This window comes from Paenibacillus sp. NPDC057886, from assembly GCF_042796655.1.
Classification (GTDB): Bacteria; Bacillota; Bacilli; order Paenibacillales; family Paenibacillaceae; genus Paenibacillus.
Window position 1 is genome coordinate 332,982 of the sequence record NZ_JBHVMZ010000003.1, and the last position, 25,764, is coordinate 358,745.

Consider the following 25,764-nt stretch of genomic DNA (forward strand, 5'->3'; position numbering starts at 1 on the left):
GGAGAGAATTTAATGATAATTCAATTAAATGAGAATGTTCTTTTTGAGAAGACAGATACAGACAGCTATTTTATTGATTTGAACTCGGGGAAATATGTGTACAATAATGCATCTTCCACTGCAATTATAGAACAATTGTTGGAATCAAGTGATATAGAAGAGGTCATTGATGATTTGTTGAAGATATATATTGTTGATAGAGATGAGTTGAAACAAGATATCTTAGAAATGATCGAGGAGTTGCAAAGAATATCATTAATTTGCGAGAGCGGTGAGTGATGTGATATATAAAAAAATTGGTGGTATGAATTTATGTATTATTATAAACAATACTTTTTATGAAGAATTTATCCATAAGTTCCTTATCTATAATACGACCAATTCAATTGATGTTCAATGCAAAATCAAAATAAGCTTCATAGAAAAAAAACAAAAAGAACCTAAGCTAGACCTGGAAATGTACAGTAAAATTGAGCTAATGAATGCTTGTTATTATTATAATAGAAATTTAGAAGAATACTATGTCGAGGGTTTTGGTTTCAGTGGAAATATCAATGTAGTCAAACAAGAGGTGCATTGGTTCGTTTATGAAATGATTGAACCAAGATCATTATTTCATTTACTCATATTAGATCCAGTTTCATTAATTTCGCCATATTATGATCTATTAATTGGTCATGGAGCTGTAATTAGAGAGAATAATGAAGTTCATGTGATTTTCGGACAATCTGGGGCAGGTAAAAGTACGATTTCTAGACTCATATCCAATCAATATGAGGATATGAATAAAATCTCAGATGACACCTTTGCCTTTTCAATAGAAGGAGAGACTATAAAAGTTATCCCTTTCAATACAGGCGAGGGATATATAAAATCCGCTTTGAATATAAATATAGAAGAAATAGAAAATAAGAAAAATCGAATGATTATTGAGAATGAAAAAAAAGTATATGTTATTGATGAACCTGACTCCATAACGAATTCGCTTAGACTCAGAAAAAGTTATTTTCTAAAGAAAGATATTTCTGTGAAAGACACCGAAATTACAGAATTGAATATAACTGGGCATTTGAAAGCGTTATTGGAATTCCATACTTCAATTCCAAGCTTATATACTAAGAAGAAATTCATGTTGTGGAAATTAGTAAGTAATTACTCTCATGGTTACTTAATCAGATATAAAAAATTATGTAATATAAAAAAACTTGGTGAAGTTATGAGGTGGAATCATGAAAAATGATTTCAAAAATATATCTTACATGATAACGAAAAAAAGTCAGCCCAATTACACCCTAATTCTCAGAAAGAATTTTTTGATTATTTTGTCTTTAATTGTTTATTTGAGAACTTTGAAAATATACAAAACTAAAGGACTACAAAGTACACTACAACTAACCAAAACAATAAACAAAACAAAAAAGATGGAAAATGACATTAGTAATGATAGTTTACTGGATTTTTCAATGATGTTAGTTTGGTTCTACAGATTTTTTGGGAGACTTTATGGTGAAACAGGTAATTGCCTAGAGAGATCTGTATGTCTATATTCAGCGCTGCTCTATTTAGGTATTGAAGCTAAACTAATCATTGCCAAACCTAAAAAACGAGGATCACTCACTTTTATGTTTCATGCTTGGGTTGAGGTTTCTGGTAAACCGGCGAATGACTTCAATGATGTTAGTGATCATTATTATGTGCTGTACGCCCATTAAAGGAGGTTTTGCTGGCCTATGAATCCAACGCGGACAGTGATTATTGAGATCTTACATAAAAGTAAAAAAACCATTTTTTTTATTTTATTGTTTAATATTTCAGCTTCATTAGTCTCTATTGCCCAACCACTCCTATTTAAAGGTTTATTTGATGATATCTTACCTGGAAAGCAGATGGGAACGGCTACATTTTATATTATGCTGCTCATTCTCGTTCCCATTGTGTATGCCGCTTTGAACAGCGTAACCTCTTATTATAACAACGAATTGGGGAACCAATTATCCAAAAATCTTCGCCTGCGATTATTTTCTCAGTTGCTTCAGATCCGTCCCAGAAATGTGGACAAAATCGGAAGAGGAGAAATCATTAACCGGATCACCTCACAAGTGGGGATGCTTTGTGAAATTTTTGTGGTAGACACCATCATGTCGATTGTATCCAATACCATTTTATTGATTGCTACCTTGTGGATCATGTTTTCCATGAGTGTTGAACTTACGTTAGTGGCCCTGATTTCATTTCCTGTATTTATGTATGGCTTCAAGCGATTCAGGAGCAAGACGGAGAGGCTGGATAAGCGGTATTATGGCATTTTGGAAAAGGGAATAAGTTATTTGAATGATTTCTTTTATAATTTGAAAGCGGTTCATATGTCTAACGGCCAACAGGCTGAAAAAAAGCGATGGAGCGACTGGAACGATCAAGCCTGGAAGGTTTCAAAGCAATCCCGGGTTTTTCACCATATGGTATTAAACCTTGTTGCTGATACGGTCATTTCCTTGATTACGGGGATCATTTATGGCTATAGTCTGTACCTGATCCTGAAAGGCCAAATCTCACCAGGCACCTTGCTGGCATTTATTGTGATTCTTCCAAGGTTATACGGCATTTTCAAGTCGCTATTTACGTTGAATATCGATATGAGCCGCATGAAGGTGATTGTGGATAACCTGAATGAAATCCTTGAATTGGAGAAGACCGAATCAGGAGCTAAAGTTCCTGATTATACCCGAATACCCCAGCTTCAACTGAGAAATGTATCGTATCGGTATGCGAGAGACGACTCTTTTGGTATTTCGAATTTCAATCTGGATATTAAGCCAGGAGCTTTCGTTGGTATTGTTGGATTAAGTGGCTCAGGGAAATCTACCATTTTTGAACTCATCCACAGGTATATGGAGCCGGATGAAGGGGAGATATTAACAGACGGGATTCCGATCAAGGAACTGAATATTCATGAACTGAGAAAATATGTGGGCTACACTCCGCAAAAGGGAGTACTGTGGAATATGTCCATTATGGAAAATATTATTTATCCGCTTCAAAAGGAAGAGATGGATGAAGAGATGTGGCTCAGATTTAATACTGCTGTTGAAATTGCGCATGTTAAAACATTTGTTGAAGCCATGCCTGAGCAATTTGACAGGCAGGTCGAGAGCCATGGAGAGAACCTTTCTGGTGGAGAAATCCAACGGATTTTGTTAGCCAGGGCATTCATGAATGAATCCCGTATCCTCATGCTGGATGAGTACACCTCTGCTCTGGATGCCATGACGGAGAGTGACTTGAATGATACATTGTTAAACTTAAAGGGGAATCAAACTATTCTGGTCATTGCACACAGGCTCTCAACCGTGAAGAATGCTGATAGTATCCTGGTAGTCGAAAAGGGCCGAATTGTAGAGCAGGGCAGTCCGGATGAATTGTTATCTCGAAAGGGGATTTTTTACGAAATGGTGGAGAAACAAAAAATATAAACCTGCTCTACAATTTAAAATCAATTAAAAATTTCCTCCAAGTGATCTTAGCTCTTCTAAATCAGGTGGCATGGTGTTTTTGTTTTTTTTCATGTTAAGTTAAATTAAATGACTTATTGTGAAATATATAGTTGATTAATGGTATATTAACTGACGCGTATATTGTCATTTATAAGGTGTGAAATTGATATTTTCATCGACTATAAAGCTGTTCCTTCCTAAGGAAACAGCTCTTTTTTTGTTTTTTATCGAAATATTTAATAAATCTGAGTTGCCATGTCATGTGCAAAATCAACACATAAACGCAGATAAACCCAGTGTTTATCTGCGTTTATGTGCCTTGTGGTCAAGGATAAAAACGACATATTTACGGAGTCGGGAAGGAACTCATAGAATAAAGCCAAGCAATGAGGGAGCTTGAAGCAGGTGGGGAATATATGATAGATAATATTACATTTATGTGATTGAATTAAATCTATCCTTATCACTTTCCCTAAGCATCAAGAGAGAAAAGGTAAGCCTCACCCATTACGAGAGCAGACCGGAAAGACATTGGAAGGACAAATGCATGAGGAGGAGGACGAAACACAGCAGCAATGAAGAGGAACCTCTATTACATTCAAGATGGCAATGCACTATGTATGCTAAGACCTTGCGACCTGTCTAACCGATTTGAATCCATGATGCAACCTGCATACGTGGAATACCTCTTTCCTAAGCATATGTAGGTTTTGACTTTAAGGTCTGTTTCTCAACTTTTATTCAGATTTGACATCTCTCAAATTCATGCGAAGCTACTCCAAACGACAACTTCAAGAGGGAAATGGGTCAAATTCCACATGTTTTACTTCTCCAAAATGACAATGACAAGCTGGAACCAAAAGCGTAAACCCCTGTTTTAACAGTACTTTCGGTGTTTTTAAGAGTGAAGATCGAAATAGCATATTTACGGATTCGGAAATGATTCATAAACTCAGTATGTAAGCGTTACCAAATGGGGGGGAGCAAGAGCCTCACATGATAGAAATGTGGTCCGGGACTCATTCCTTACATTTGAACAGGAGTGTTTCGCTCTTCTTACAAAACGGACGGATTTTCATTAAGAAAAGGAGGAAACAACTGATGCAGCCAGAAGGGAAGTCCGCCTTGTCGCAAAACCTATCGGTGCACACGATTCCGAACCGCAAGAAAAATAAATTAGGGAGAAGGATGATTCGAAACTGGGAGTTGTATCTGTTTATCGCGCCAGCATTTCTATACTTTCTGATTTTCCATTACGGGCCGATGTACGGCATACAAATCGCATTCAAAAACTTTATCCCAACGCTTGGCGTTACGGGAAGCCCGTGGGTTGGTTTCGATCATTTTATCCGCTTTTTTAATTCGTATTATTTCTGGGATTTGTTATGGAATACCCTCAGCATCAGCTTGTATGAGCTGGCTATAGGTTTTCCGCTGCCCATCATTCTGGCGTTAGCCTTCAATGAAGTAAAGGACTCCTTCTTCAAACGTACCGTTCAGACGGTCACGTATGCACCGCATTTTATTTCGGTCGTTGTAATGTCAGGTATGATTATCACCTTCTTGTCTCCTTCGTCAGGTATGATTGTCAATTTGGTGGAGGCTCTTGGATTTCAGGCACCTCAATTTCTGACGGACCCTGCGTGGTTCAAGACGGTGTACGTACTCTCGGGTGTCTGGCAGAGTGCAGGCTGGGGCACCATTATATACCTTGCAGCCCTCTCGGGTGTGGACCCGCAACTGCATGAAGCTGCCGTGGTGGATGGTGCGAGCCGGTTTAAACGGATTCTGCATATTAACATTCCAGCGATCATCCCTACCATCACCATTTTGTTAATTCTGAATATGGGCAGTATTCTGGGCGTCGGATTCGAGAAAATTTTACTGCTGCAAAATCCGTTGAACATGGGTTCATCCGATGTCATCTCGACATTTGTCTATCGGTCCGGTCTGGTCGATGCGCAGTACAGTTTCTCAACAGCTGTAGGATTGTTCAACTCGGTAGTTAATGCGATTCTGCTGATTACGGTGAACCAAATTGCACGTCGCACCAGTGAAAACAGCTTGTGGTAAAAGGAGGGGAAAACACATGTCATCCGCGGTTAAGGAAAGCAGAAGCGATAAATTATTCTTATGGTGCAACTACATCTATCTGACGATAGCGCTCGTCATTGTGCTTTACCCGCTGTTATATATCATTAGCGCCTCAATCAGTGATCCCAAATTTGTAAGCTCCGGTGAGATGTGGCTATTACCCAAAGGAATTACGTTTGAAGGTTATGCCCGCGTGTTTGAGAACACCAACATCTGGATCGGGTACAAAAATACGATCATCTATACCGTTGTAGGTACACTCGTCAACCTGATGGTCACTCTTCCGGCAGCCTACGCGCTCAGCCGCTCTGATTTTGTGGGACGCGGATTCTTCATGGCGATGTTTATGGTAACGATGTTTTTCAGCGGAGGGCTTGTCCCGAGCTACTTGCTGGTTAAGGATCTTGGGATGGTGAACAGCATGTGGGCGCTTATTCTGCCAGGAGCTGCATCCATCTGGAATATTATCGTATGCCGTACGTTCTTCCAATCGACCATTCCCAAGGAGCTGCAGGAAGCGGCCCATATCGACGGATGTACCAACACCCGGTTGTTCATCCGAATTGTGCTTCCGCTCTCCATGCCGATCATTGCCGTGATGGCGCTCTTTTACGGAGTCGGACATTGGAACAGCTATTTCAGTGCCATGATCTATTTAAATGATTCCTCGAAGTATCCGCTGCAGCTCTTTCTGCGCCAAATCCTGGTACTTCAGGAGATGGCAGCACAGGGCGGGGGAGCTATCGATACCTCTTCAGCAACGGCGATGAATTCCAAAGCGGAAATTGCTGCGCTGGTCAAATATGCCGTCATTATCGTTTCGACTTTACCTGTGATTGCGATTTATCCATTCCTTCAGCGTTACTTTGTGCAGGGTGTTATGATCGGTTCCGTTAAGGGATGATCTTAAACCATAATCCACACTAAAAAAGGGGAGTTGTCGTCATGAAAAAGCTTCGCAAGGCTTCATCCATTGTACTCTGCCTCACCCTATCCGCAGCATTGCTTGCAGCTTGTGGTTCCAATGAAGATGGAGGTTCTGCGACTTCAAATGTCGAAGGGGTCAAAAAAGAAGGATTCCCGATTGTGGACAAACCGCTTACGTTAAAGGTCATGTCCCAGGATGCAGGCGTAGCCGACTGGAATACGATGCCGGCCCTGCAAGAGATGGAGAAATTGTCAGGCATCAAGCTGGAATACCAGCTTTCTCCGATCGACAGCTTTGAAACAAAGAAAAACCTGGTATTCGCGAGCGGCGATTTACCGGATATGTTCTATGCTGCGGATCTCAAGTCAGCTGAGCAGGTTACTTATGGGACTCAAGGCATTCTGATCCCGCTGGAAAAATACATTGATGAGGGCTATGCCCCGAATATTAAGAAGATTCTCGACGAAAACCCGGATGTTCGCAAATCATTTACAACGCCTGACGGACATATGTATGCACTGCCATTTATCGATACGGCTGCCGTGTGGTACAGAGGCCCGATGTGGTACAACGGGGAATTCCTAAAGGCACTTAATGTAGAGGAGCCTAAGACTACGGAGGAATTATATACGTACCTGAAGCGTGTTAAGGAAGAAGATCCTAACGGCAACGGACAACAGGATGAAATTCCGCTTACTTCTGTAAAACTGGACGATCTTCGTATGTTTTTCTTCGGATTCTGGGGAATGTACAACGAAGGAATCTATGCGGATAAGGATGGAAAAGTCCACTATCCTTACCAAGAAGAAGGCTACAAAGGTTATCTGACGTTCATGAACCGTTTGTGGAAGGAAGATTTGCTGGATCATGAGACCTTCTCGCAAACCGGCGATCAGAAAAAAGCAAAAGGCGAAAGCAACAAGCTTGCGCTGTTCAATGACTACCATCCATACTTCACACTCGGCGGCGAGCCTAGCACGAAGCATCCGCTGATGACACCCGTGAAGAGTGAGATCGCAGACTCACCTGTATACGGTAAACACCCAGGCATATCGGCACGTGGTACCTTTGCTATTACTAGCAGCAACCCGTCCCCTGAGGCAACTATGCGTTGGATCGACTATATGTACAGCTATGATGGGGCGACCCTGTTCAATCAAGGTCCTGAAGGTCTGCTGTGGAAATTCAAAGACAAGGAAAATCTCGTAAAAGAGTGGCTGCCTGTTCCTGGCGGCGGGGATCGTGAGGAATATCGCGGTAAAATCACACCGAACTATGGCATTTTGACACCGGGCATTAATGATCCGGACATAGCGAAAGGTCTTCGCACTGAATTTGACGAATGGCTTGACCAGCAGAATCAAGAGAAGTTGGTACCCATCGGAAAATCACCGTTCCCTAACGTTTATTTAACAAATGAAGAGCAAAGCGAAGCGACCGCTTTATTATCTGATCTGGATACGTACGTCAAGCAGATGGAAGCGAAGTTCGTAACAGGCCAAGAGCCGCTTGAGAACTGGGATAAGTATATTGCGCAGATCAAAAAAATGGGCAGCGACCGTATCGTTGAACTGTATCAAGGGGCCTACGATCGCTGGAACACAGGTCAATAAGAAGAAGGACTCCAGAAAGAGGTGTGAACAAGGATGCAGAAATGGTTTGAAGAGGCCAAACTGGGAATATTCATCCACTATGGTATCTATGCTGTGGACGGGGTTTCGGAATCGTGGTCCTTCTATAATGGAAGGATCTCCTACGAAGAGTACATGAAGCAGCTGGACGGCTTTACGGCATCGAAGTTTAATGCGGAGAAGTGGGCAGACTTGATTGAGAAATCGGGAGCCCGATATGCTGTACTGACAACAAAGCATCATGATGGTGTCGCTCTGTGGGATACGCAGTATAGTGACCTCAATGTCGTTAAGCAGACACCAGCCAATCGGGATCTCGTGAGGGAATATGCGGAAGCAATTCGGGAGAAGGGCATTCATCTGGGGATGTACTTTTCGCTGATTGATTGGTCGCACCCGGATTATCCTAGCGTGTATGAAGGTGGAAAGGTACCGGAGGATCTCAGCAGTGTCAATCGGCATTCAAGTCCTGTGGATGGGGTTCAGGATCAGGAGAAATGGAAGAAATTCCTTGAGTTCAATAACCACCAGCTGCGGGAGATCTTGATGAATTACGGAAAAGTGGATCTGTTGTGGTTCGATGGGGACTGGGAGCGAAGTGCCGAGCAGTGGAATCTCCCGGAGTTCAAGCATTACCTGCAATCTTTTAACCCGGATATCATCATTAACTCCCGCCTTCAGGGTTATGGGGACTATAAGACGCCGGAGCAAGGCATTCCGATCACAAGACCGGAGGGGCCATGGGAGTTCTGCACCACGATCAACACATCTTGGGGCTATGTGCCAACAGACCATAAATACAAATCGTTAAATCAGATCATTCGGATGTTCTGTGACTGTATTTCAATGGGGGGCAACATGCTGCTGGATATCGGTCCGCGCGAGGATGGCACCATCGATGAGAGGCAAGAGGATATTCTGCTTGGGCTGGGAGCGTGGATCCGAACCCATGAAGAGGCTGTATTCGGAACGGGTGAAGGCATTATGCCTCGCTATTATCTGGGGGGAAGCACCGTATCCGAGGACAGAAAGACATTGTACCTGTTTGTTTATGACGAGCCAAAAGAGAATGTATGCATCAAGGGACTATGCAATAAGATCAAGAAGATTACCGTGCTGCATTCGGGCAAAGAACTTAACCATGAGATCCATGGAGGTGTGCCTTGGTTCAATATCCCGGGGACAACGTGGATCAAAATGACCCCGGAGGACACACATGAGCAGGTGACGGTTCTTAAGCTCGAATTCGATGAGGAACTGGAAATGTACGGCGGCTCAGGAGCCGTTGTTACCCATAACTAATATTACGGGAGGGCATGCGCCGCTAGATGCATGCCCTCCCTCATGAAGCGGAGAGAGAGCGATATGAACCAAAGTGGAGTACCTGAGCCAAGGATTGAGTATGCTCCCAAACATTATATATGCAAGCGTGCGCAGGAACCGCTGGTGCTGGACGGCCGCGTAGACAAGGCATTCTGGAATGCTGCTGATTGGACGGATGATTTCGTGGATATCGAAGGGGATCTTCGTCCGAAACCCGGAAAACAGACTCGGGTAAAAATGCTGTGGGATGACGACTATTTCTACTTTGCTGCCGAACTGATTGAAGATCAGATATGGGCTACATTGACCGAGCGGGATTCCGTTATTTTCTATGACAATGATTTTGAGATTTTTATCGATCCCGACGGGGATACCCATCAATATTATGAGTTCGAGATCAATGCGCTGAATACGGTATGGGACCTGTTATTGGTGAAGCCATATCGGGATGGTGGACCTCCGGTCAACGGTTGGGATATCAGCGGTCTCAAGACGGCTGTACATATCGATGGGGAGCTGAATACACCTGGCGCCGATAACCGGAAATGGAGCGTCGAGGTCGCGATTCCCTGGACCAGCCTAAAGGAATGTGCAGAAGGCAACCGTCCTCCTGCACCGGGTGAGTTCTGGCGTGTCAACTTCTCACGGGTGGAATGGCAGACTGAGGTGCAGGATGGTGAGTACCGCAAGGTGCTGAATCCGGATACAGGCAAACCTTATCCGGAGGACAACTGGGTCTGGTCGCCAATGGGTATTATCAACATGCATTATCCGGAGCTATGGGGATATGTCGTATTCTCGGATGACGGAATGGATCAGTCCTTTGAGCTGCCAGAAGACGAACGAATCAAATGGGAGCTTCGCAGACTCTATTACCGTGAACGCAATTATTTTGAAGCTCATGGTGAATTTACACAAGATGTGAAGTTACTTATGGGTGAGGAATCATTGATTTGCCAGCCTGTAATTGAAACGACCCGTAGCCTATTCCAGATTAGTACGCCTTCCTCGGACGGCACTATCTTAATCTGTATTCGGGAAGACGGAAAGCTGTGGAAGGAGTGAGCTAGCGATGACCAGCCAAACCTTGGTGTTCTCGATGGATGCACAGTCCTTAGAGCGGATCGAGCAGAAGTTCCAGGAGAAGTTAAACTTTGCGGATGCCCGCAAAGATAAACTGTTTCATGTGTTTCAGCAGCCATTAACTGAAGAAGAAGCATGGGCTTTGAAATATGTGTATGCCTACATGCCGGTGAACGACCTGGCTGATTATGATGGGGAATTGTTCCTCAGTCATGTGCGTCGGGCACTGGACATTCGCAAGCGTGTGCCTTGGGGGGAGCGCGTACCAGATCATCTGTTTCTGCATTTTGTGCTTCCCTATCGAATCAATACAGAGAATATTGAGGATTTCCGCGGCATTATATTTGATGAATTGGCTGAACGGACAGCGAAGTTATCCATGGCGGATGCCATTCTGGAGACCAATTACTGGTGTCATGAGAAAGCGACTTATATTGGCAGCGATCTGCGAACAATCTCGCCGCTGACGATGATTCGGAATGCCCGCGGTCGATGCGGCGAGGAGTCCACGCTGGCGGTAGCCGCTCTCCGTAGCATCGGCATACCTGCCCGTCAGGTCTACACACCGCGCTGGGCTCACTGTGATAGCAATCATGCATGGGTGGAAGCTTGGGCAGACGGCCAATGGTATTACATTGGGGCATGCGAGCCGGAAGTCGGATTGAATCAAGGGTGGTTCACCCCACCAGCACGCAGGGCCATGTTGATTAATACGAGGATTTTTGCCGACTATCCGGGACCGGAGGATATAACGCTCTCCGAGAAGGGGTATACGGAGATCAATTTGCTGGAGAACTACGCGCCAGCACACACCATCGGCGTGAAGGTAATAAATGAGCAGGGTGAGCCCGTGCCTGAAGCGAGTGTCCGCTTTGAGCTGTACAATAGTGCTGAATTTTATCCCATCGCCGAAATCAAGACGGACGCACAAGGAGATGCCTCCTTTAAGACAGGTCATGGCGACCTAGTAATTCGTGCGGTTAGTGGTGGCAAGTGGGGTGAAATTCTATTCAAAGCTCAGGACGGCGATTATGTTGAGCTAGTGTTGGACTCGTCTGAGCAGCCATCAGGGATCGTGGATTTTGATATGGTTCCTCCTCCGGAAGGAGAGGGGGAAGTCGTGAATTTGTTACCGGAAGATAAGATCCGGGATCACAACCGCCGCTTGGAGGAAGGCACGAAGATCCGGAGTGGATATGAGGATACATTCCTGAGTGAGGAAGAGGCGTTTGCATTGGCTCATTCGGCTGGACTGCCTCCGGAACGGGTATGGGATATTCTACAGAAGGCAAGGGGTAACAGCCAGGAAATCGCAGCTTTCCTAGAGGAACGTTCCGGTGAATTTGGCGAATGGCCACTACGGTTGCTGGAGTCGATGAATGAAAAAGACTTAATTGATACCTTTCGGCCAACGCTGGACGATCATCTTATAGGTGCACTTTCGCAGCGTGGACAATGGGCAGAAGGGACGTTCGTGAAGTACATCCTGTGCCCACGGGTCTCCTATGAAATGGTGGTGCCTTATCGATCCGTATTCCTGAATGCTTATTCCGAGGAAGAAGCAGCGGCGTTCAGGGAAGATCCTGCGAAGCTTGCCTGCAATCTGGAACAGGGCTATACGTATTATGAGGATCTCCCTAACCTGAGAGGCAAGGGAAACCCTGTAGGTACTTACAGCCTGATGAAGGGAGATCCACACTCGCTGGATATTCTGTTTGTCGCTGTGTGCCGCAGTTTGGGGATTCCGGCCCGATTACATCCGAGTGAGCAGAAACCGCAGTACCAGAGTGAAAAGGGCTGGGAGGATGCGGTGTTCAGTCGTACCTCTTCTCGAAATGAGGACAGCTCAAGCTGGGGAATGCTGCATCTTCTCAAGGATTCAGAGGCTCGGGAGGATGCGCCGTCAGCATCCTATGCGGAGAATTTCTCGTTGGCTCGTCTGGAAGATGGCGTGTACAAAACGCTGATTTATCCGGATGGCCACACCGATGTCTATAGCGATCCATTTGAGGTTAAACCGGGAGCTTATCGCTTAACGACTGGCATCCGTTTGAAAGATGGAACGGTAAGAGTCCGCTTCATTTACTGCGCCGTTCGCGCTGGAGACACTACGGAGGTAGTACTGACTTATCGGGAGACGGTGGTAGACATCCCTGTACTGGGCAAACTGGCAACTGGCAGTGAGCTGACTCGTCTGGATGGTTCAGAGGTGGTACTGGAGGATCTTCTGGGATCAGAGGGGGCCATTGCTGCATGGATTGAACCAGAACGGGAACCGACCAAGCATCTGATTCGTGAGCTGTGTGAGCTGGCTGAGCCGCTGGATAAGCTGGGCGTGCCAATCGTGCTGGTGATCGGAGATACAGAATGGAACGCCTCCTTTGACTCTGGGGGTTATCCGAAGCTGCCGGTACGCACGATTTTTGTACGGGATTCAAGCTATGAGTCCTTGTCCGGTTTCATTTCGAAACCTGCCGCTCACGAAGCGGGCTATCCGCATCTGTTCGTGCTGGATAATCAGGATCAAATCCGATATTCGGCCTCCGGGTACAAGATTGGTACAGGCAAGGAAGCTCTGCAGATTGCTGCTGCGATATCTCAATCATTGAATGGATCGGAGTGAAGAGGATGACGAAATATATTGCTGCTGGTTATGTCGTCGATTCTGTTCTTCCTGACATGTCGCATGAGGATCTGTTGAAGTTAACACATCTGAATGTAGCCTTCGGTCATGTCAAGAATGATGAAATCACCACCGAGCATTTAAAAAACGGAGAGGTTATCCGGAATATTAAGCGGGAGCATCCGAGTCTAACGGTGCTGCTGTCCGTTGGCGGATGGAGCGCGGGTGGTTTCTCTGAAGCCGCCTCAACTCAGGCGGGCAGGGACAGCATGGCCGCATCGGCGGTCCGGGTGCTGGAGGAGTACCCTTTTGACGGAATTGATCTGGACTGGGAGTACCCTTGTTACGGTGAAGCCGGTATCGCATCAAGTCCTGAAGATAAAAGGAACTTCACCTTACTTCTCAAGGCGATCCGGGAGACACTGGATGCCAAGGGCGCCGAGGATGGCCGTCATTATCTGCTCACGATTGCGGCAGGGGCTGATCAATACTACGTCGACGGTACAGAGATGGCTGAGGTGCAGCAGTACCTGGATTTTGTGCAGTTGATGACCTATGATATGCGCGGCGGTTTTCAGGTTCTGACCGGACATCATACGAATCTGTATACGCCAACCGGAGATCTTTTCCGAATTAGTACAGATGCTTCTGTGAACCTGTTCGTTCGCGCCGGCGTTCCGAAGGAGAAGATTGTTATCGGCGCTGCGTTTTACTCCCGGATCTGGACTGAGGTTCCTGACCGAAATCACGGCCTTCACCAAATGGCCGGTAGTACAGGCGGCTATGGTCCGGCATTTGCTGAGCTGGAAGCCAAGTACATCAATAAGAATGGTTACATCCGTTATTGGGATGAGGAAGCCTGTGCGCCGTTCCTGTTTAACGGGTCCACGCTAATATCTTATGATGATGAAGAGTCGATTCGGTGCAAATGCGATTACGTGAAGGACCAAGGCCTGGCCGGGATCATGTTCTGGGAATACAGCTGTGATCCGACCCGCCGTCTGTTGGGTGCGATCCATCAAGGGCTTCAAGGTATTTCGGCTGCAAAATAGAAGAAGCTCGGCGTACGAGGTCGTTCAGATCTCTCGAAAAGTGAACTTGAAAATACGAAAACCTCCCCTTAATCATACGGTAAAAGGGAGGTTTTCGTATTTATTCGGTGAATCGGTTATCCGATGCATTCCTTAACGACGTCGTTCGAAGCCTTTATCCGATACACTCCTCGTCGTCATCATCCGGGGAATCAGCGGAGCCGTTGGGACGATGCATTTTGCGGTACTGTCCGGGTGTGTAACCCGTCTCTTTCTTGAATCTGCGGATGAAGTTCGGTGTATCCAAGTAACCGACGCGCGTGATGATATCTTTTAACGGATCGGTTGTATGCAGCAGCAGCCGGATGACTTCATCCATCCGTTTCTGCCAGATGTATTGGGTAAAGTTCATACCGATCTTCTCTTTGAAGGAACGGCTGAAATACGATGAAGAGATCGTGAATTTAGATGAAATCGTACCCAGGCTGAGGTCATAATCCGAGAAATTGGCATCAATATAAGCAACGATCTCATCCATGAGGGAGCTTTCTGCTGTCTCACTCTTCGCCTCGACATGAGCGCAGATTTCGGCGGCGAGACCTGTCAGTTTTTTCTCCAAGTCCTCCAGCGAGTCATAGGAAGTGATCCTTGGAAGTTGATTAACCACGTGATGAATGCCGAGCTCCGAGGCCGTTTTGAGCATTGTATTCAGAATATCAAAGCAGATGCAGCGCAGCAGCGGTACAGACGGCATTTCGGATTTCAGGGTATCCAACGCGGTCGATACCATCTGAACCGCCACATCGTAACTACCTTGTTTCAAGCTCTGAACCAGCTTCAGCATCACATCCTTAGCTACCCAGAAGGAAGAATCCTGTGCACCGGAACCGGAAAGGGCGTTGAAGAAGGTGCTGCTGCCTTGTCCGTGCAGCATGGATGCTTCCAGCGCGGTTGATGCCTCGATGTAGGATTGGTTCAGCTGCAATGGAGAACTGTAGCTGTTACCGATCCCGATCGCGGGAGCTACTCCGACGTGCTCTGTTACCATCGATTGAAGTGATTCAACAATAGACTCCATACGAGCATTCAAGTTAGATTCATGGCCAATTTCGGCATCAAATCCGACGATGAGGGCCATTTGGTCTGGCTGCGGAAGCTCCACGCCATAAGCATAAGCAGACAACTCCGGCAGTTCCATATCGTTGATCAACTGCATGGCAGTACGCTGTTCGGGATGATCTCCGCTGGGAAAAGCGTGCATTTCCAAGCCCAAGGTCATGACAAAGTAATGGGATCGGTTAAAGCGTATGCCGAGATTGTCCGTAAACTCAGAGGGGAGCTCTCCGGTATGTCCATGCTTCAGTAGCATGAGCAGAATATGATTCCGAGCGTAGGGCTCCTGAAGGTCCACGCGCTGGCTGTAATCATGCAGCGTTTTCTTAATCCATTCCAGCTCGTTGCTGGTTGTGGCAGGTTCAGGATGATTCTTTAAACGAATGAACTCCATCAAGTCTGAAATCGGATGATATTGTCTTCGGGCCAACATAATGGCGAGGAACGTGCCCATCACCACCACGAAGGAGAAAACAAGAACAATAAAGGTACGAATATGGACGATTCGGCTAAAAAATTGATTGCTTGGCATAGCGGTTACATAAGTCCAGCCAGCGTCTGATTTGACGGATACAACCGAATGCGGTTCTTGATTTAAGGAGAGACTGTGCGTTCCCGGCTCAAGTGCAAACAGAGATTTGACTTCCTGTTCGGTAATGGTTTCCCCCTTATAATTGGCGGCCAGCACCTGCCCATAATTATCGAAAATATAAGTCATCCCATGGTAGTCGCTGAGAATGGAATCAATCAATCCGGTCAGATTGGACTCGTGAATCAGGTACATGACAGTGCCGTGGGCGGGCGTATTGTTAGGCGCAATCGGTACAAGGTAGGCCAGCATGGAATTGGGTATTTTGGTTCCTTGAACGACTTGCTCTGCCGGTCTGATCGTAGGAAACTGAACGTTATTCAAATCCCGGATCATGTCCGTTTCGTTCCAGGTGTTAAATTTGTAGCGGCCAGTGAATACATCCAGGTTCTCAGAGCCCTGGGACGAGTAGATGCTCTCATCTCCGCGGAAGAACAGGAATAGTTCATCGATAATGGAACTGGTGGCTTTGTATTTGACCAAGGCACCAATCGATTCCCGGCTATAATAGGGATGATGGGTCCAATACCGCGTTAGCTGCTCATCGTAGGCGATACGAAATGCGATGTCCTGTAATTCCTTCATGCGGTCATCAATGACCGTTTTTGCTTGGGTCAATTGATTGACATTGGTCTGTTCAATCTCTGAACGGAGCGTGTCCACAGCATTGTGATAAATAATAATAGTTAATATAACAAGAGGTATAAGGAAAATGGAGATATAGGATAGTGTGTACTTAAGCAGAAGCTTGGACTTGAAGTGATTCCATTTCATATCTGCAACCTCCCGTTTTTCTTTAGAGCTGCAGCGATAGCGCTCTCATAAAGACAGTAAAGCTGTTGCCATGATGCCGAGCTATTGGGTGTACCTACTAAAAATACTAGGAGAACTTCTCTAATAAATCAATGGATCTTTTCTGAAATTTAAGGGAAGTCATGCAGAACGTTTCTTGAGAGAATCGATGTATGTAACCATAGTAAAATCCCCTTCAAGTTCACTCCTTTCCTTATGTTACCACACAAGGCTTTTCAAAGAGTATCTACTTGAAGGGGATAATGATAATAGAGAGTATATTTTGTTTTTTACATTAAACGTGTTAGATCAAACCATTATTTAATCCAGCGGTTCATAATCAAACCAATCGAACAGGCTGGGTGCACCTTCTCCCGATGGACTGTAGGCATACATGGCAATGATGACTCCTGTGAAGCCACCCGCCACTTCAGTAGAGAGCAGATGGGTTTCGCCTGAGCCGAGGACAGCGGCAGCTGTTGAACCTTGCTGTACGGAGAATGTGAACATATCACGCTGGGCCTGAATCTGTAATATTGCAGGTCCAGCTCCACAATCCCGAATTACCTCTGTTCTTAAAGAACCAACCGTTCGCCGGAATATCATTTTTTTGTGACCGTCGACCCGCGTTATAGCCAGATCATAATGATATTTCTCATTCATGTAGACGGTCAATCCCGCTTCGTCGCCATCATGCGTTGGTTCAAAGCTCAGTTTGGCAGCCATGCTGCATAAGAAATGGCTCAAGCGACGACCGATAAAGGCGGGGTTTCTGCCATCATTGAGAGACATGGGGTTCCCTCGCAGAACAAGATGGCCCGGGTGTTCTGTGAGTGACCAACTGTCAGGATCCGGATTTCGCAGAAAGATCCAGTCCAGGTCCAGTATGGATACATCGAAATCATCCCGGATTGCCTTGTGAGGCCAATGAACTTCAGGCAGCTGCGGTCCGGTCATGACGGGCTCAATATGTCCGTCATGACCGATTATCGGCCATCCGTCATTCGTCCACGTCACGGGTGCGAGGAATGTCTCACGCCCCAAGTGATGCCGCATGGGGTAGGCAGCAGGGCGAATTCCCAGGCATACCGCCCACCAGCTCCCGTCATGGGCTTGCACCAGATCAGCATGTCCAGTGGCGTGAATACTGCTTTTCATGCTTCGGTTCGACAGGATTGGATTGTGAGGGCAGGGATCGAATGGCCCATACGGATCAGTGCTTCGCGCAATGGTTTCCATATGCCCGTATTCCGTTCCCCCTTCAGCAATCATTAGATAATAGAGGCCATTTATCTTGTACAAGTGAGGGGCCTCAGGTGCAGCACCGCCGGTTCCTCTCCAAATGAATTGGCTCTCTGTCAGCTTGTTACCCGTCAAGATGTCGATCTCACATTGATAAATTCCTTCTCCTGCATCACCATTACAGGCGGATTGAAAGTAAATACGACCATCATCATCAAAGAATAGGGAGGGGTCTATACCGTCCTGGGCAACAAAAATGGGATCGGACCAAGGTCCTTCAGGTTGCTTGCTTCGTACATAGAAGTTGCCGCCTCCGCTTACATTGGTAGTTATCATGTAGAACCAGTCATCATGGTGGCGTAGGGTCGGTGCATAAATGCCGCCGGAACTGCCCGCTTTGGCGAGTGGAAGTTGTTCGGCAGAAGTGAGAACATGGCCGATCTGGTGCCAATTCACAAGATCTTTGCTGTGAAAAAGAGGTACACCTGGGAAATATTCAAATGTGCTGGTTACGAGGTAATAATCTTCGTCTACCCGACAGATGCTGGGATCTGGATAGAAGCCCGGAATCACGGGATTGGTGTAGTTCATCATGTAGTGCTCCTATTCATTCCAGAGTTTAATGCGATCCTGGACGTATTTGGTGAATCCCTGCTCCATTTTTTCGACACCTGCATCAATAAGCTTTTGCTGATAGTCATTCCAGAGGGCATCGAATTCTTCCGGTTTGGCCATAACGGCCTGTGGAATCTGCTTCCATGTAATGTCCTTCACCTTGTTAGCTATAATGTTGATTTCATCTTCACTAGGCACAGATAAATTCCATACCGCTCCCCATGGTTTTACCGGGAAATCCTTCTCGTTTGGAAACAGATCCATCCAGGTCGTTGCATCATAAGCTTTAAGGGTCTCTTTCTCTGCATCCGTGTAATTCTCAATAATCTGTTCCGGGAAGTTCTTAGTATAATAATTGCCAGTGGAATCCTTCACACCATCCCCGTAATGACCACCAATATTGGTGTAAAGGCCTACGCCGGATTCTCTGGTAAAGGCGATATTGTCATTGATAATGCGCTGCTGCACATCCGCAGGCACAACACGCTTACCATCCTCTACGGTATATTGCTTGCCTTCTATGCCCCAATAGTTGAGGATCTGGCCTTCTTCGGAAGCGAGGAAATCCAGAAATTTAATGGCTCGGACCGGATCCTCTGCGCTTTCAGTTATGCCTACTCCCCAGCCAGCCATGAACCCAGTGGACTGATGTCGGTTATCCTTGTACTGGTCAGACAGTGTGACTGAATAATGTCCATAGGTTTGATCATTTTTTCCTGCAGCCTTCAGCGCCTTCTCTCCATCGGAGTAGCCCCAGTCTGCATCGATCAGACCAATGACGCGACCAGAAGCGACTTTGGCCAGATATTGATCGTTTTTCTGAACAAAAGATTCCTGATCAAGCAACCCGGTATTATACATATGGTTAAGCCATTGGAAGTACTCTTTCTCACCTTCCGTGCGGAAATGGTAAGTTGCTTCATGCGTTTCCGGATCAATGTAGTACTCTCCATCACCAGATTTACCAGTGGTCTCAGCTGCAGGATTTGTCACGGTAATTTGAATATGCCAGTCATCAGCGTTCAATGTCATTCCGATATTTTTGTTGCCGTTCTCATCGGTAGGGTGCTTCTCCAGATAGGATCGAATGACATTTTCATAATCTTGCAGTGTATTGATCTGTGGATACCCGGCTTCCTTCACAGCACGATGCTGAAGCTCGAAACCTGCGCCTGCCACAAAGCTGACTCCGTCTATGGCGGAATAGGTAGGAATGACATAGATGGAGGGGTCATCGTTACTGTAGCGCAGACGTTTGATTTGGTCACCGAAGAGCTTCTTGATGTTTGGCGCATGTTGATCGATCAAATCGGTAAGGTCCAGCATTGCTCCTGCATCAACCAATTTGCCCAAATCCCCCTTGGGACTAATCAGATCAGGGTAATCACCACTTGCTGCGATCAGTGCCAGTCTCTGCGAGGGGTCCGATACTGCGAATTCGGCATCCAGTGTGATGCCTGTCTGCTTGGTAATCTCCTTGCCGACATCATCCTGCATCTTATTCCAATTTGCGTTGGAATCTGCTCCGAAGAAAGTCAACGTCATCGGCGAAGTTTCACTGGCATTCTCTTCATTGCTTTCCAAGCTGTCATTGCCACTACTGCATCCTGCCAGCAAGCTTAACGAGAGTGCAAGTGCGACAGAACATTTTGGAATCTTTCTCGATAGTTTAGTCATATTAACCCCCTGATATGATCCATATAATTGGTCTGAGAGACTTTCTGACGCATGTTACGTATAGAGCCCGCTAAAAGAAGCCTCTATAGAATTGAATGCGTTTACAAAATGGTGATGAGAAACATGCACTCGACAGATTAACGGTATGATGTAATCTCTAACCAACTGCACCCCCTTAGATGTCAGGTTCTTCTACAGTTACAAGAGGAATTATATCGGCTCAGAGATCGACAAACCTTGATTTTTCGGTCCTGGAGTAGCATGATATAGACATTCAGCCCAACAATGTTCGCGGAGGGGGATCTTTTGAGTAATGCATATTTGAGGTGGTTTACTTCAGACCACGAATTTCCATTTTTTATTCAATACGGCGGACACGACGAAGACATGGAACTTCATAGGCATGTTGATTTTTCTGAACTCGTGATCGTACTGAATGGGAATGCCACGCATATCGTCAACACTGAGGAATCATTTATCAAGAAGGGAAATGTATTCGTGATCAATGGGGACACGCCGCATGCATACAAAGACCCCTATGATTTTCAGATATGCAATATTATGTTCAGACCGGAGATGCTCGCTTCGACTGGACCGGATCTGAGGAAATCCAATGGCTTTCAGGCACTGTTTGTTTTGGAACCGTTTTATCGTAATCTTCACTCTTATCCGAGTAAACTGGCTTTACCTATCCCCAGCCTGGAATATGTTGAATTGCTGATTTCGGTTATGATTGAGGAGTATAAAAGTAAGCAGCAAGGGTATCAGACAATGCTGATCTCCCGTTTTACGGAGTTGGTTGTCTATCTGTCGAGGCATTATGATACACAGGAGAAGGCCATAGAAGGCAATAATTTGATGCATCTGGCGAATGCCATTTCTTATATTGAGGATCATTATTTGGAACCCGTGTCCTTGGAAGAGATTGCAGGTAAATCGAATGTTTCGGTAAGGCATCTGAACCGGATCTTTCGATCCTATTATCAGATGACACCGATCTCCTATTTGCAGAAGCTGCGTCTGGAAAAGGCATGCAATCTCTTAAAACACGGGAACCTGTCCATTACGGAAATTTCTTATAAATGCGGGTTTAACGACAGTAATTATTTTACCCGCCAGTTCACAAAGGCGTATGGCATGTCTCCCAAAACGTACAGGCAATCTCTATAACATTCCACTGTGGTGTGATGGACGGAAGGAGGGTGAGTGTGAGAGGAACTTGTGTTCCAACTGGCATGGCGCCAAAAGATACCGGCTTTGGATCCCAAAGTTGAATATTCATTATCGGAACGGGGGCGTTCACTCATGCCACTATTAAATATGATGTGTGATTGGGGAGAAGCCAATATGGTGTCTGCCCCGGAGCATGTAAAACGATAGTGAGGCCGAATACAAAAAAACAGGATCACCTGATTAGGGAGGTCCTGTTTTGCGTTGCAATGACAAACTTCAGCATTTTGATCATTCGATTCAGTGGTTCTAGCGCATTTTAATAATCAAGAAGACGTCCATGCTCCTGCAACCAAATTCTCAAATCTTCCCTCGATGTTCCTTCAATTTCCATCGATGAAATATCATCCATTTTCTCTATACTGTAGCGGGTTCCTGGTACCAAAAAAGGGCATAGTCGTTCATGATGGATGCGTGACCTAACTGATGCAACATGGTAGACACATTGCCTCTGTGATAGGTCCCGTGATTGACCAGTTGCAGCACAATTTCCGAAAGGCGGGTTTGGCGGATTCTTGCATATGGATTGTCGAGCAGGATCGTTTGCTCGAGATCATCTTGGCTTTGGAACCATTCTTTGTATTCGTCCGATAACTGGGCAAACAGATGGATGTATTCATCTGCTGAATCCAGGATGTTTTCATTTAACGGCATACATGTTTGCAGCGCTTCTCGCATATCCATCCCGGTCAAAACCAGATACCACGTCTTATCAACCACATAGATATGGTTAAGAGCATGTGCGAGGGTTGGGAACGAGCTGTTTACTTCCTGACTCAGCACAGAGGACGGGAGTTCCTTGATTCTTCCCAAGATCGTTTGGTTGGCCCATGTGTGGTAGTTATACATTTGTTCTGGATGGTTCATTTGTATCGTCTCCTTTGGAATGGTTATGGATGTGATTGTTTATAAAATGATTATAAAAAAAGAAGTATGACAACAGACTGTCATACTTCCTCATAAAGTTGGAGTGCGCTTTGAAGTTGTTCTTTTATGATTCCTCGCAGTTCAAGAGGTTCAAGGACTTTAACCCCACTACCCAAGCTCAGTAGAAAAGAGCAAAGCCATCTCGCTTCCAGCGGTTGATAAACCGAGATGCGCATCGTCATACTTCCATCGTCATGAAATTGTTTATCCGCTTCGTGAAAATGATCCATGGCCTCTGCCAACGCCTCCGGGCTCACTCGAAACACCACATCACGAACCTCATTTTTCCATTCCCTGTTAGACAAAACAACCTCTTTTGGCACATCGAGATGAGGCTGAAAGGATTCCTCTGTCAGGGACACATTCATCATCCGGGATAGTCGAAACTCCCGATAATCCTGTCGTGTTCGGCAAAATCCATAAACGTACCAGTTTCGATATTTAAAATGAAGTCTCACCGGTTCCAAACCACGGGTCGTACGTTCATTTTTTGTATTGATGTATTCAAAAGAGATGACTTTACGCTCGGTAATGCCCGTGCGTAAATCACGAAGTACATCCGGATTCGTTCGATGAGTTTCAAGATTAACCTCTAGACTTGACGTTTGCTGCTGCGTTCCAACTGTTTTCAGTCTTTCAATCGTCCCTTGCGCTCGCGTGTCTTCAAACACGGTGGAGAGACTGCTAATTACGGTGATCAGGGAATCGACATCGTACGAACCGAGCAAGCTTTTATCCATTTTGTATCCGTCCATCATGCCATATCCGCCCTTATGTCCTTGAAACGATATGACTGGGAAGCCAGCAGCACAGATGGCATCGATATCCCGATAGATGGTCCTTTGGGAAACTTGAAACTCTTCGGCAAGCCTAGAGGCAGACAACACTTCATGATTCAGTAGCTTGAAGATGATTGAGATCAATCGCTCCAATTTCATATATAATCCCCACCTGTTATTCCATTTCGTAACATGGTGATTATTATTACAGATTGTCAATAAAATTCAAATAGCCTGTGTAAGTTCCATTTGAATTATTCAATAAAGATAAAGGTAGGACTCCATAAAGAATATTCCTTTACAGGAATATTCTTTATGGAGTATACTTTGGATATCAGGAAGAAGAACATTTTGGTGAAGGAGATGAAATTCTACCGATACACTATAACTGAATGAGGTGAAAGGCATGTCAGGACACAATCCGGGTATGGACATGACCTTGCTGGGCGCTTTGGCTGAACCGAATCGTATGCATATCGTCGAACTATTGCGTGATGGTCCTCTTACGGTGGGGGAAATTGCTGAACGGCTGGGATTACGCCAGCCTCAAGCTTCGAAGCATTTGAAAGTGCTCAGTGATAACGGCATTTTAGAGGTAAAGGCCGAAGCCAACCGCAGGATCTACAAGCTCCGTCCCGAACCTTTTCAAACATTGGATGCCTGGGTGCAGTCGTTTCAGAGCGTCATGGAAGAACGTTTTGACAATTTGGATCATTATTTGCGTGAACTGCAAAATAAGAAAGACAAACCATAAGTATTCTTAATTCATAAGGAGGAATTATAATGTTAAACAACGGAATGGTTTCGAGAGTGGAAAATGAACAGGTACTTGTACTTGAGCGTGTTTTTGACGCACCTCGTGAGCTCGTGTTCAGCATGTTCAAGGAATCGGAACATCTTCAGCGCTGGTGGGGACCGAGAGGTTGGTCGATTCCCGTCTGTAACGTAGATTTTCGGCCAGGCGGCGTTTGGCATTACTGCATGAAATGTGAGGATAAGAACCAGGGTGATTTTTACGGTATGGAATCCTGGGGGAAAGCTGTGTATAAGGACATTGTTGAGCCTGAGTTGATTGTATACACGGATTACTTCTCTGATGCCGATGGGAATACGGATGAGAGCCTGCCGTCAACTGAGGTGACGATGCAATTTATTGACTTCGACGGCAAGACGAAGATCGTCAACCGCTCTGAATATGTATCCGCAGAGGCACTCCAAACGGTCATGGATATGGGAATGTTGCAGGGAATCACGGAAACCTGGGACCGTCTTGCAGAGCGTCTGGGCGAGGTTAAGTAACAGAAATGAATATTAGCCGCCATGCTTTCGCTTGGCGGCTATTTGTTGATTTTTTAAGTTATAACACGGTTTATTTGTGACCTATTCCTCTTGCACATTATAGAGTACACGGGCAAGCAGGTTTTGCCCGTAGTTGCCGAAATTCTTGCCAAAGATCGTCAATCCCCGCTTGTTCAAAGGTCCATCTGTCACGGCAATACGAAAGTGGATATCGCTTTTGTAATCCAGTCCGATTTCGTCCAACGTTACGTCCGAAATGCGGCATCCATCGATGTAGCTGCCTTCCTGCGTAATGCGGATTAGTTTGAGCATTCCGTATTGATTGAGATGGGGCGGCCACCAGTCCGGGTTGAATGTACCGCGTGTATTGCCGAAATCACCTGGACTCGTCCAGCACCCAATCTCAATCCCGTTGACGTAGAAATAAATATCCGAAGGGTAATTGTCGCAAAAGCCCGGTGCCTCCGAACCCAGTTCCATCGACAGCTGAATTTCGCTAAACGTCTGATTGGGCTTGAGATAGTTAGGAATCCGATACTCCAGATAACCTTCAGCCAGCCAGATCATCTCCGCATCAATTCGCAGCGGATCAGCAAAGTAGCGTGGATCATCGAACTCACCGACGATGCTGTCGCGGGTAGCGAGACCACATGTAGGGGCTGCCTGATAATCGCTGTAATGACCTACCTGAATTTCAACCTCGTACCGGTTATTAATTTCCTGTGAACGCAGGTCCACCATTAGTTTTTCCTCATTGAGATAACAAATCTTCTGAATTCCGTGTTTGCCAACCGCAGTATTGATCTCAATCAATCCGCTTTCTTCCAACTTTTTGATATGCATGGTGATGGCGCCGTTGCTCAGTCCAAGTTTGGTTGCAAGATCATTGAGATTAAGACTTTGGTTCTTCGCCAGCAGTTCAATGATCTGAATCCGTATTTCCGAACTGAGCGCCTTGAAAATATTCACACCCGACATTAGATCTTTAATATAAATCATAGGTGGAGTTCCTTTCCCCGTTCTGAACAAAGCCCTTCTGAATCATGGGCTTCTGCACATTTATATGTTTTATTTCAAATAATTATAAATGATTACCCGATGGAAGGGAAGGGCGGAGAAAAGGAAGCCAAATCCCTTGTATACATAGCATAAATGAGCGTATTATTCATAAATCGTTGAATATTTACTTTAAAAAATAACTTAAATCAATTCATATATATTTGAAATATACCATTGAATTGCGATGTAACCGCTTTTATAATCCTAGTATACCTAAATTGATTTAATACTTCATGAA

General features: G+C 45.5%; 20 protein-coding genes and 1 pseudogene. 15 read left to right on the forward strand and 6 right to left on the reverse strand.

The window, feature by feature from the left end; translation table 11 throughout:
• The first annotated feature begins 12 nt into the window (after window positions 1-12).
• From ACFVQB_RS12120 to ACFVQB_RS12170, 11 genes are all read left to right on the forward strand, one after another.
• Complete coding sequence (locus tag ACFVQB_RS12120) at window positions 13-279, forward strand: PqqD family protein (RefSeq protein ID WP_379438792.1); 267 nt, start codon at window positions 13-15, stop codon at window positions 277-279.
• Window positions 272-1,240, forward strand: a complete 969-nt coding sequence (locus tag ACFVQB_RS12125; RefSeq protein WP_379438814.1) for an ATP-binding protein — start codon at window positions 272-274, stop codon at window positions 1,238-1,240. Before ACFVQB_RS12120 ends, ACFVQB_RS12125 begins: the two co-directional genes overlap by 8 nt.
• Window positions 1,230-1,712: a lasso peptide biosynthesis B2 protein gene (locus tag ACFVQB_RS12130; RefSeq protein ID WP_379438817.1), complete on the forward strand. Its 483-nt coding sequence runs from the start codon at window positions 1,230-1,232 to the stop codon at window positions 1,710-1,712. Before ACFVQB_RS12125 ends, ACFVQB_RS12130 begins: the two co-directional genes overlap by 11 nt.
• 18 nt (window positions 1,713-1,730) lie before the next feature.
• On the forward strand, window positions 1,731-3,470 hold the full coding sequence (locus ACFVQB_RS12135) for an ABC transporter ATP-binding protein (protein ID WP_379438820.1): 1,740 nt from the start codon (window positions 1,731-1,733) through the stop codon (window positions 3,468-3,470).
• 1,122 nt (window positions 3,471-4,592) lie between these two features.
• Entirely contained in the window at window positions 4,593-5,564 is a 972-nt protein-coding gene (locus ACFVQB_RS12140; RefSeq protein WP_079351018.1) for an ABC transporter permease, read from the forward strand.
• A 16-nt stretch (window positions 5,565-5,580) separates the two neighbouring features.
• Window positions 5,581-6,489 carry a carbohydrate ABC transporter permease gene (locus tag ACFVQB_RS12145; protein ID WP_079351017.1) on the forward strand — a complete coding sequence of 303 codons (909 nt, stop codon included), beginning with the start codon at window positions 5,581-5,583 and terminating at the stop codon, window positions 6,487-6,489.
• A gap of 41 nt (window positions 6,490-6,530) precedes the next feature.
• The gene (locus ACFVQB_RS12150) at window positions 6,531-8,126 is read left to right on the forward strand and encodes an extracellular solute-binding protein (RefSeq protein WP_379438825.1); all 1,596 of its coding nucleotides are present in this window, start codon (window positions 6,531-6,533) and stop codon (window positions 8,124-8,126) included.
• Between the two features lie 33 nt (window positions 8,127-8,159).
• On the forward strand, window positions 8,160-9,446 hold the full coding sequence (locus tag ACFVQB_RS12155) for an alpha-L-fucosidase (protein WP_379438828.1): 1,287 nt from the start codon (window positions 8,160-8,162) through the stop codon (window positions 9,444-9,446).
• A 63-nt stretch (window positions 9,447-9,509) separates the two neighbouring features.
• Window positions 9,510-10,532, forward strand: a complete 1,023-nt coding sequence (locus ACFVQB_RS12160; RefSeq protein ID WP_379438831.1) for a carbohydrate-binding family 9-like protein — start codon at window positions 9,510-9,512, stop codon at window positions 10,530-10,532.
• A 7-nt stretch (window positions 10,533-10,539) separates the two neighbouring features.
• Window positions 10,540-13,173: a transglutaminase domain-containing protein gene (locus ACFVQB_RS12165; RefSeq protein ID WP_379438834.1), complete on the forward strand. Its 2,634-nt coding sequence runs from the start codon at window positions 10,540-10,542 to the stop codon at window positions 13,171-13,173.
• A 5-nt stretch (window positions 13,174-13,178) separates the two neighbouring features.
• A complete protein-coding gene (locus tag ACFVQB_RS12170) occupies window positions 13,179-14,225 on the forward strand; it encodes a glycoside hydrolase family 18 protein (RefSeq protein WP_379438837.1) in 1,047 nt (348 codons plus the stop codon).
• 154 nt (window positions 14,226-14,379) lie between these two features.
• Here the strand turns inward: ACFVQB_RS12170 and ACFVQB_RS12175 are convergent, their stop codons facing one another.
• The 3 genes from ACFVQB_RS12175 to ACFVQB_RS12185 all read right to left on the reverse strand — a co-directional run bounded on the left by ACFVQB_RS12175 (window position 14,380) and on the right by ACFVQB_RS12185 (window position 20,232).
• Entirely contained in the window at window positions 14,380-16,680 is a 2,301-nt protein-coding gene (locus ACFVQB_RS12175; RefSeq protein ID WP_379438840.1) for a helix-turn-helix domain-containing protein, read from the reverse strand.
• Window positions 16,681-17,019: 339 nt separating this feature from the next.
• Complete coding sequence (locus ACFVQB_RS12180) at window positions 17,020-18,531, reverse strand: glycoside hydrolase family 43 protein (protein ID WP_379439718.1); 1,512 nt, start codon at window positions 18,529-18,531, stop codon at window positions 17,020-17,022.
• A gap of 12 nt (window positions 18,532-18,543) precedes the next feature.
• Window positions 18,544-20,232, reverse strand: coding sequence for an ABC transporter substrate-binding protein (locus tag ACFVQB_RS12185; RefSeq protein ID WP_379438842.1), 1,689 nt, complete (start codon window positions 20,230-20,232; stop codon window positions 18,544-18,546).
• A gap of 306 nt (window positions 20,233-20,538) precedes the next feature.
• Between ACFVQB_RS12185 and ACFVQB_RS12190 the strand changes: the two genes are divergently transcribed.
• Together ACFVQB_RS12190 and ACFVQB_RS12195 are read left to right on the forward strand one after the other, a co-directional pair.
• Window positions 20,539-21,402, forward strand: coding sequence for a helix-turn-helix domain-containing protein (locus ACFVQB_RS12190; RefSeq protein ID WP_379438845.1), 864 nt, complete (start codon window positions 20,539-20,541; stop codon window positions 21,400-21,402).
• A gap of 69 nt (window positions 21,403-21,471) precedes the next feature.
• Window positions 21,472-21,612, forward strand: a pseudogene (locus ACFVQB_RS12195) (winged helix-turn-helix transcriptional regulator); the annotation flags it as partial.
• Window positions 21,613-21,819: 207 nt separating this feature from the next.
• Here ACFVQB_RS12195 and ACFVQB_RS12200 read toward each other — a convergent pair.
• Both ACFVQB_RS12200 and ACFVQB_RS12205 read right to left on the reverse strand, forming a co-directional pair.
• A complete protein-coding gene (locus tag ACFVQB_RS12200; RefSeq protein ID WP_379438848.1) occupies window positions 21,820-22,329 on the reverse strand; it encodes a DinB family protein in 510 nt (169 codons plus the stop codon).
• Window positions 22,330-22,409: 80 nt separating this feature from the next.
• On the reverse strand, window positions 22,410-23,327 hold the full coding sequence (locus tag ACFVQB_RS12205; RefSeq protein WP_379438850.1) for a helix-turn-helix transcriptional regulator: 918 nt from the start codon (window positions 23,325-23,327) through the stop codon (window positions 22,410-22,412).
• Between the two features lie 247 nt (window positions 23,328-23,574).
• Between ACFVQB_RS12205 and ACFVQB_RS12210 the strand changes: the two genes are divergently transcribed.
• Window positions 23,575-23,922: an ArsR/SmtB family transcription factor gene (locus tag ACFVQB_RS12210; protein ID WP_379438853.1), complete on the forward strand. Its 348-nt coding sequence runs from the start codon at window positions 23,575-23,577 to the stop codon at window positions 23,920-23,922.
• Window positions 23,923-23,951: 29 nt separating this feature from the next.
• Window positions 23,952-24,467: an SRPBCC domain-containing protein gene (locus ACFVQB_RS12215; protein ID WP_379438855.1), complete on the forward strand. Its 516-nt coding sequence runs from the start codon at window positions 23,952-23,954 to the stop codon at window positions 24,465-24,467.
• Window positions 24,468-24,548: 81 nt separating this feature from the next.
• Here the strand turns inward: ACFVQB_RS12215 and ACFVQB_RS12220 are convergent, their stop codons facing one another.
• Complete coding sequence (locus ACFVQB_RS12220) at window positions 24,549-25,466, reverse strand: ArsR/SmtB family transcription factor (RefSeq protein WP_379438858.1); 918 nt, start codon at window positions 25,464-25,466, stop codon at window positions 24,549-24,551.
• Between the last annotated feature and the right edge of the window lie 298 nt (window positions 25,467-25,764).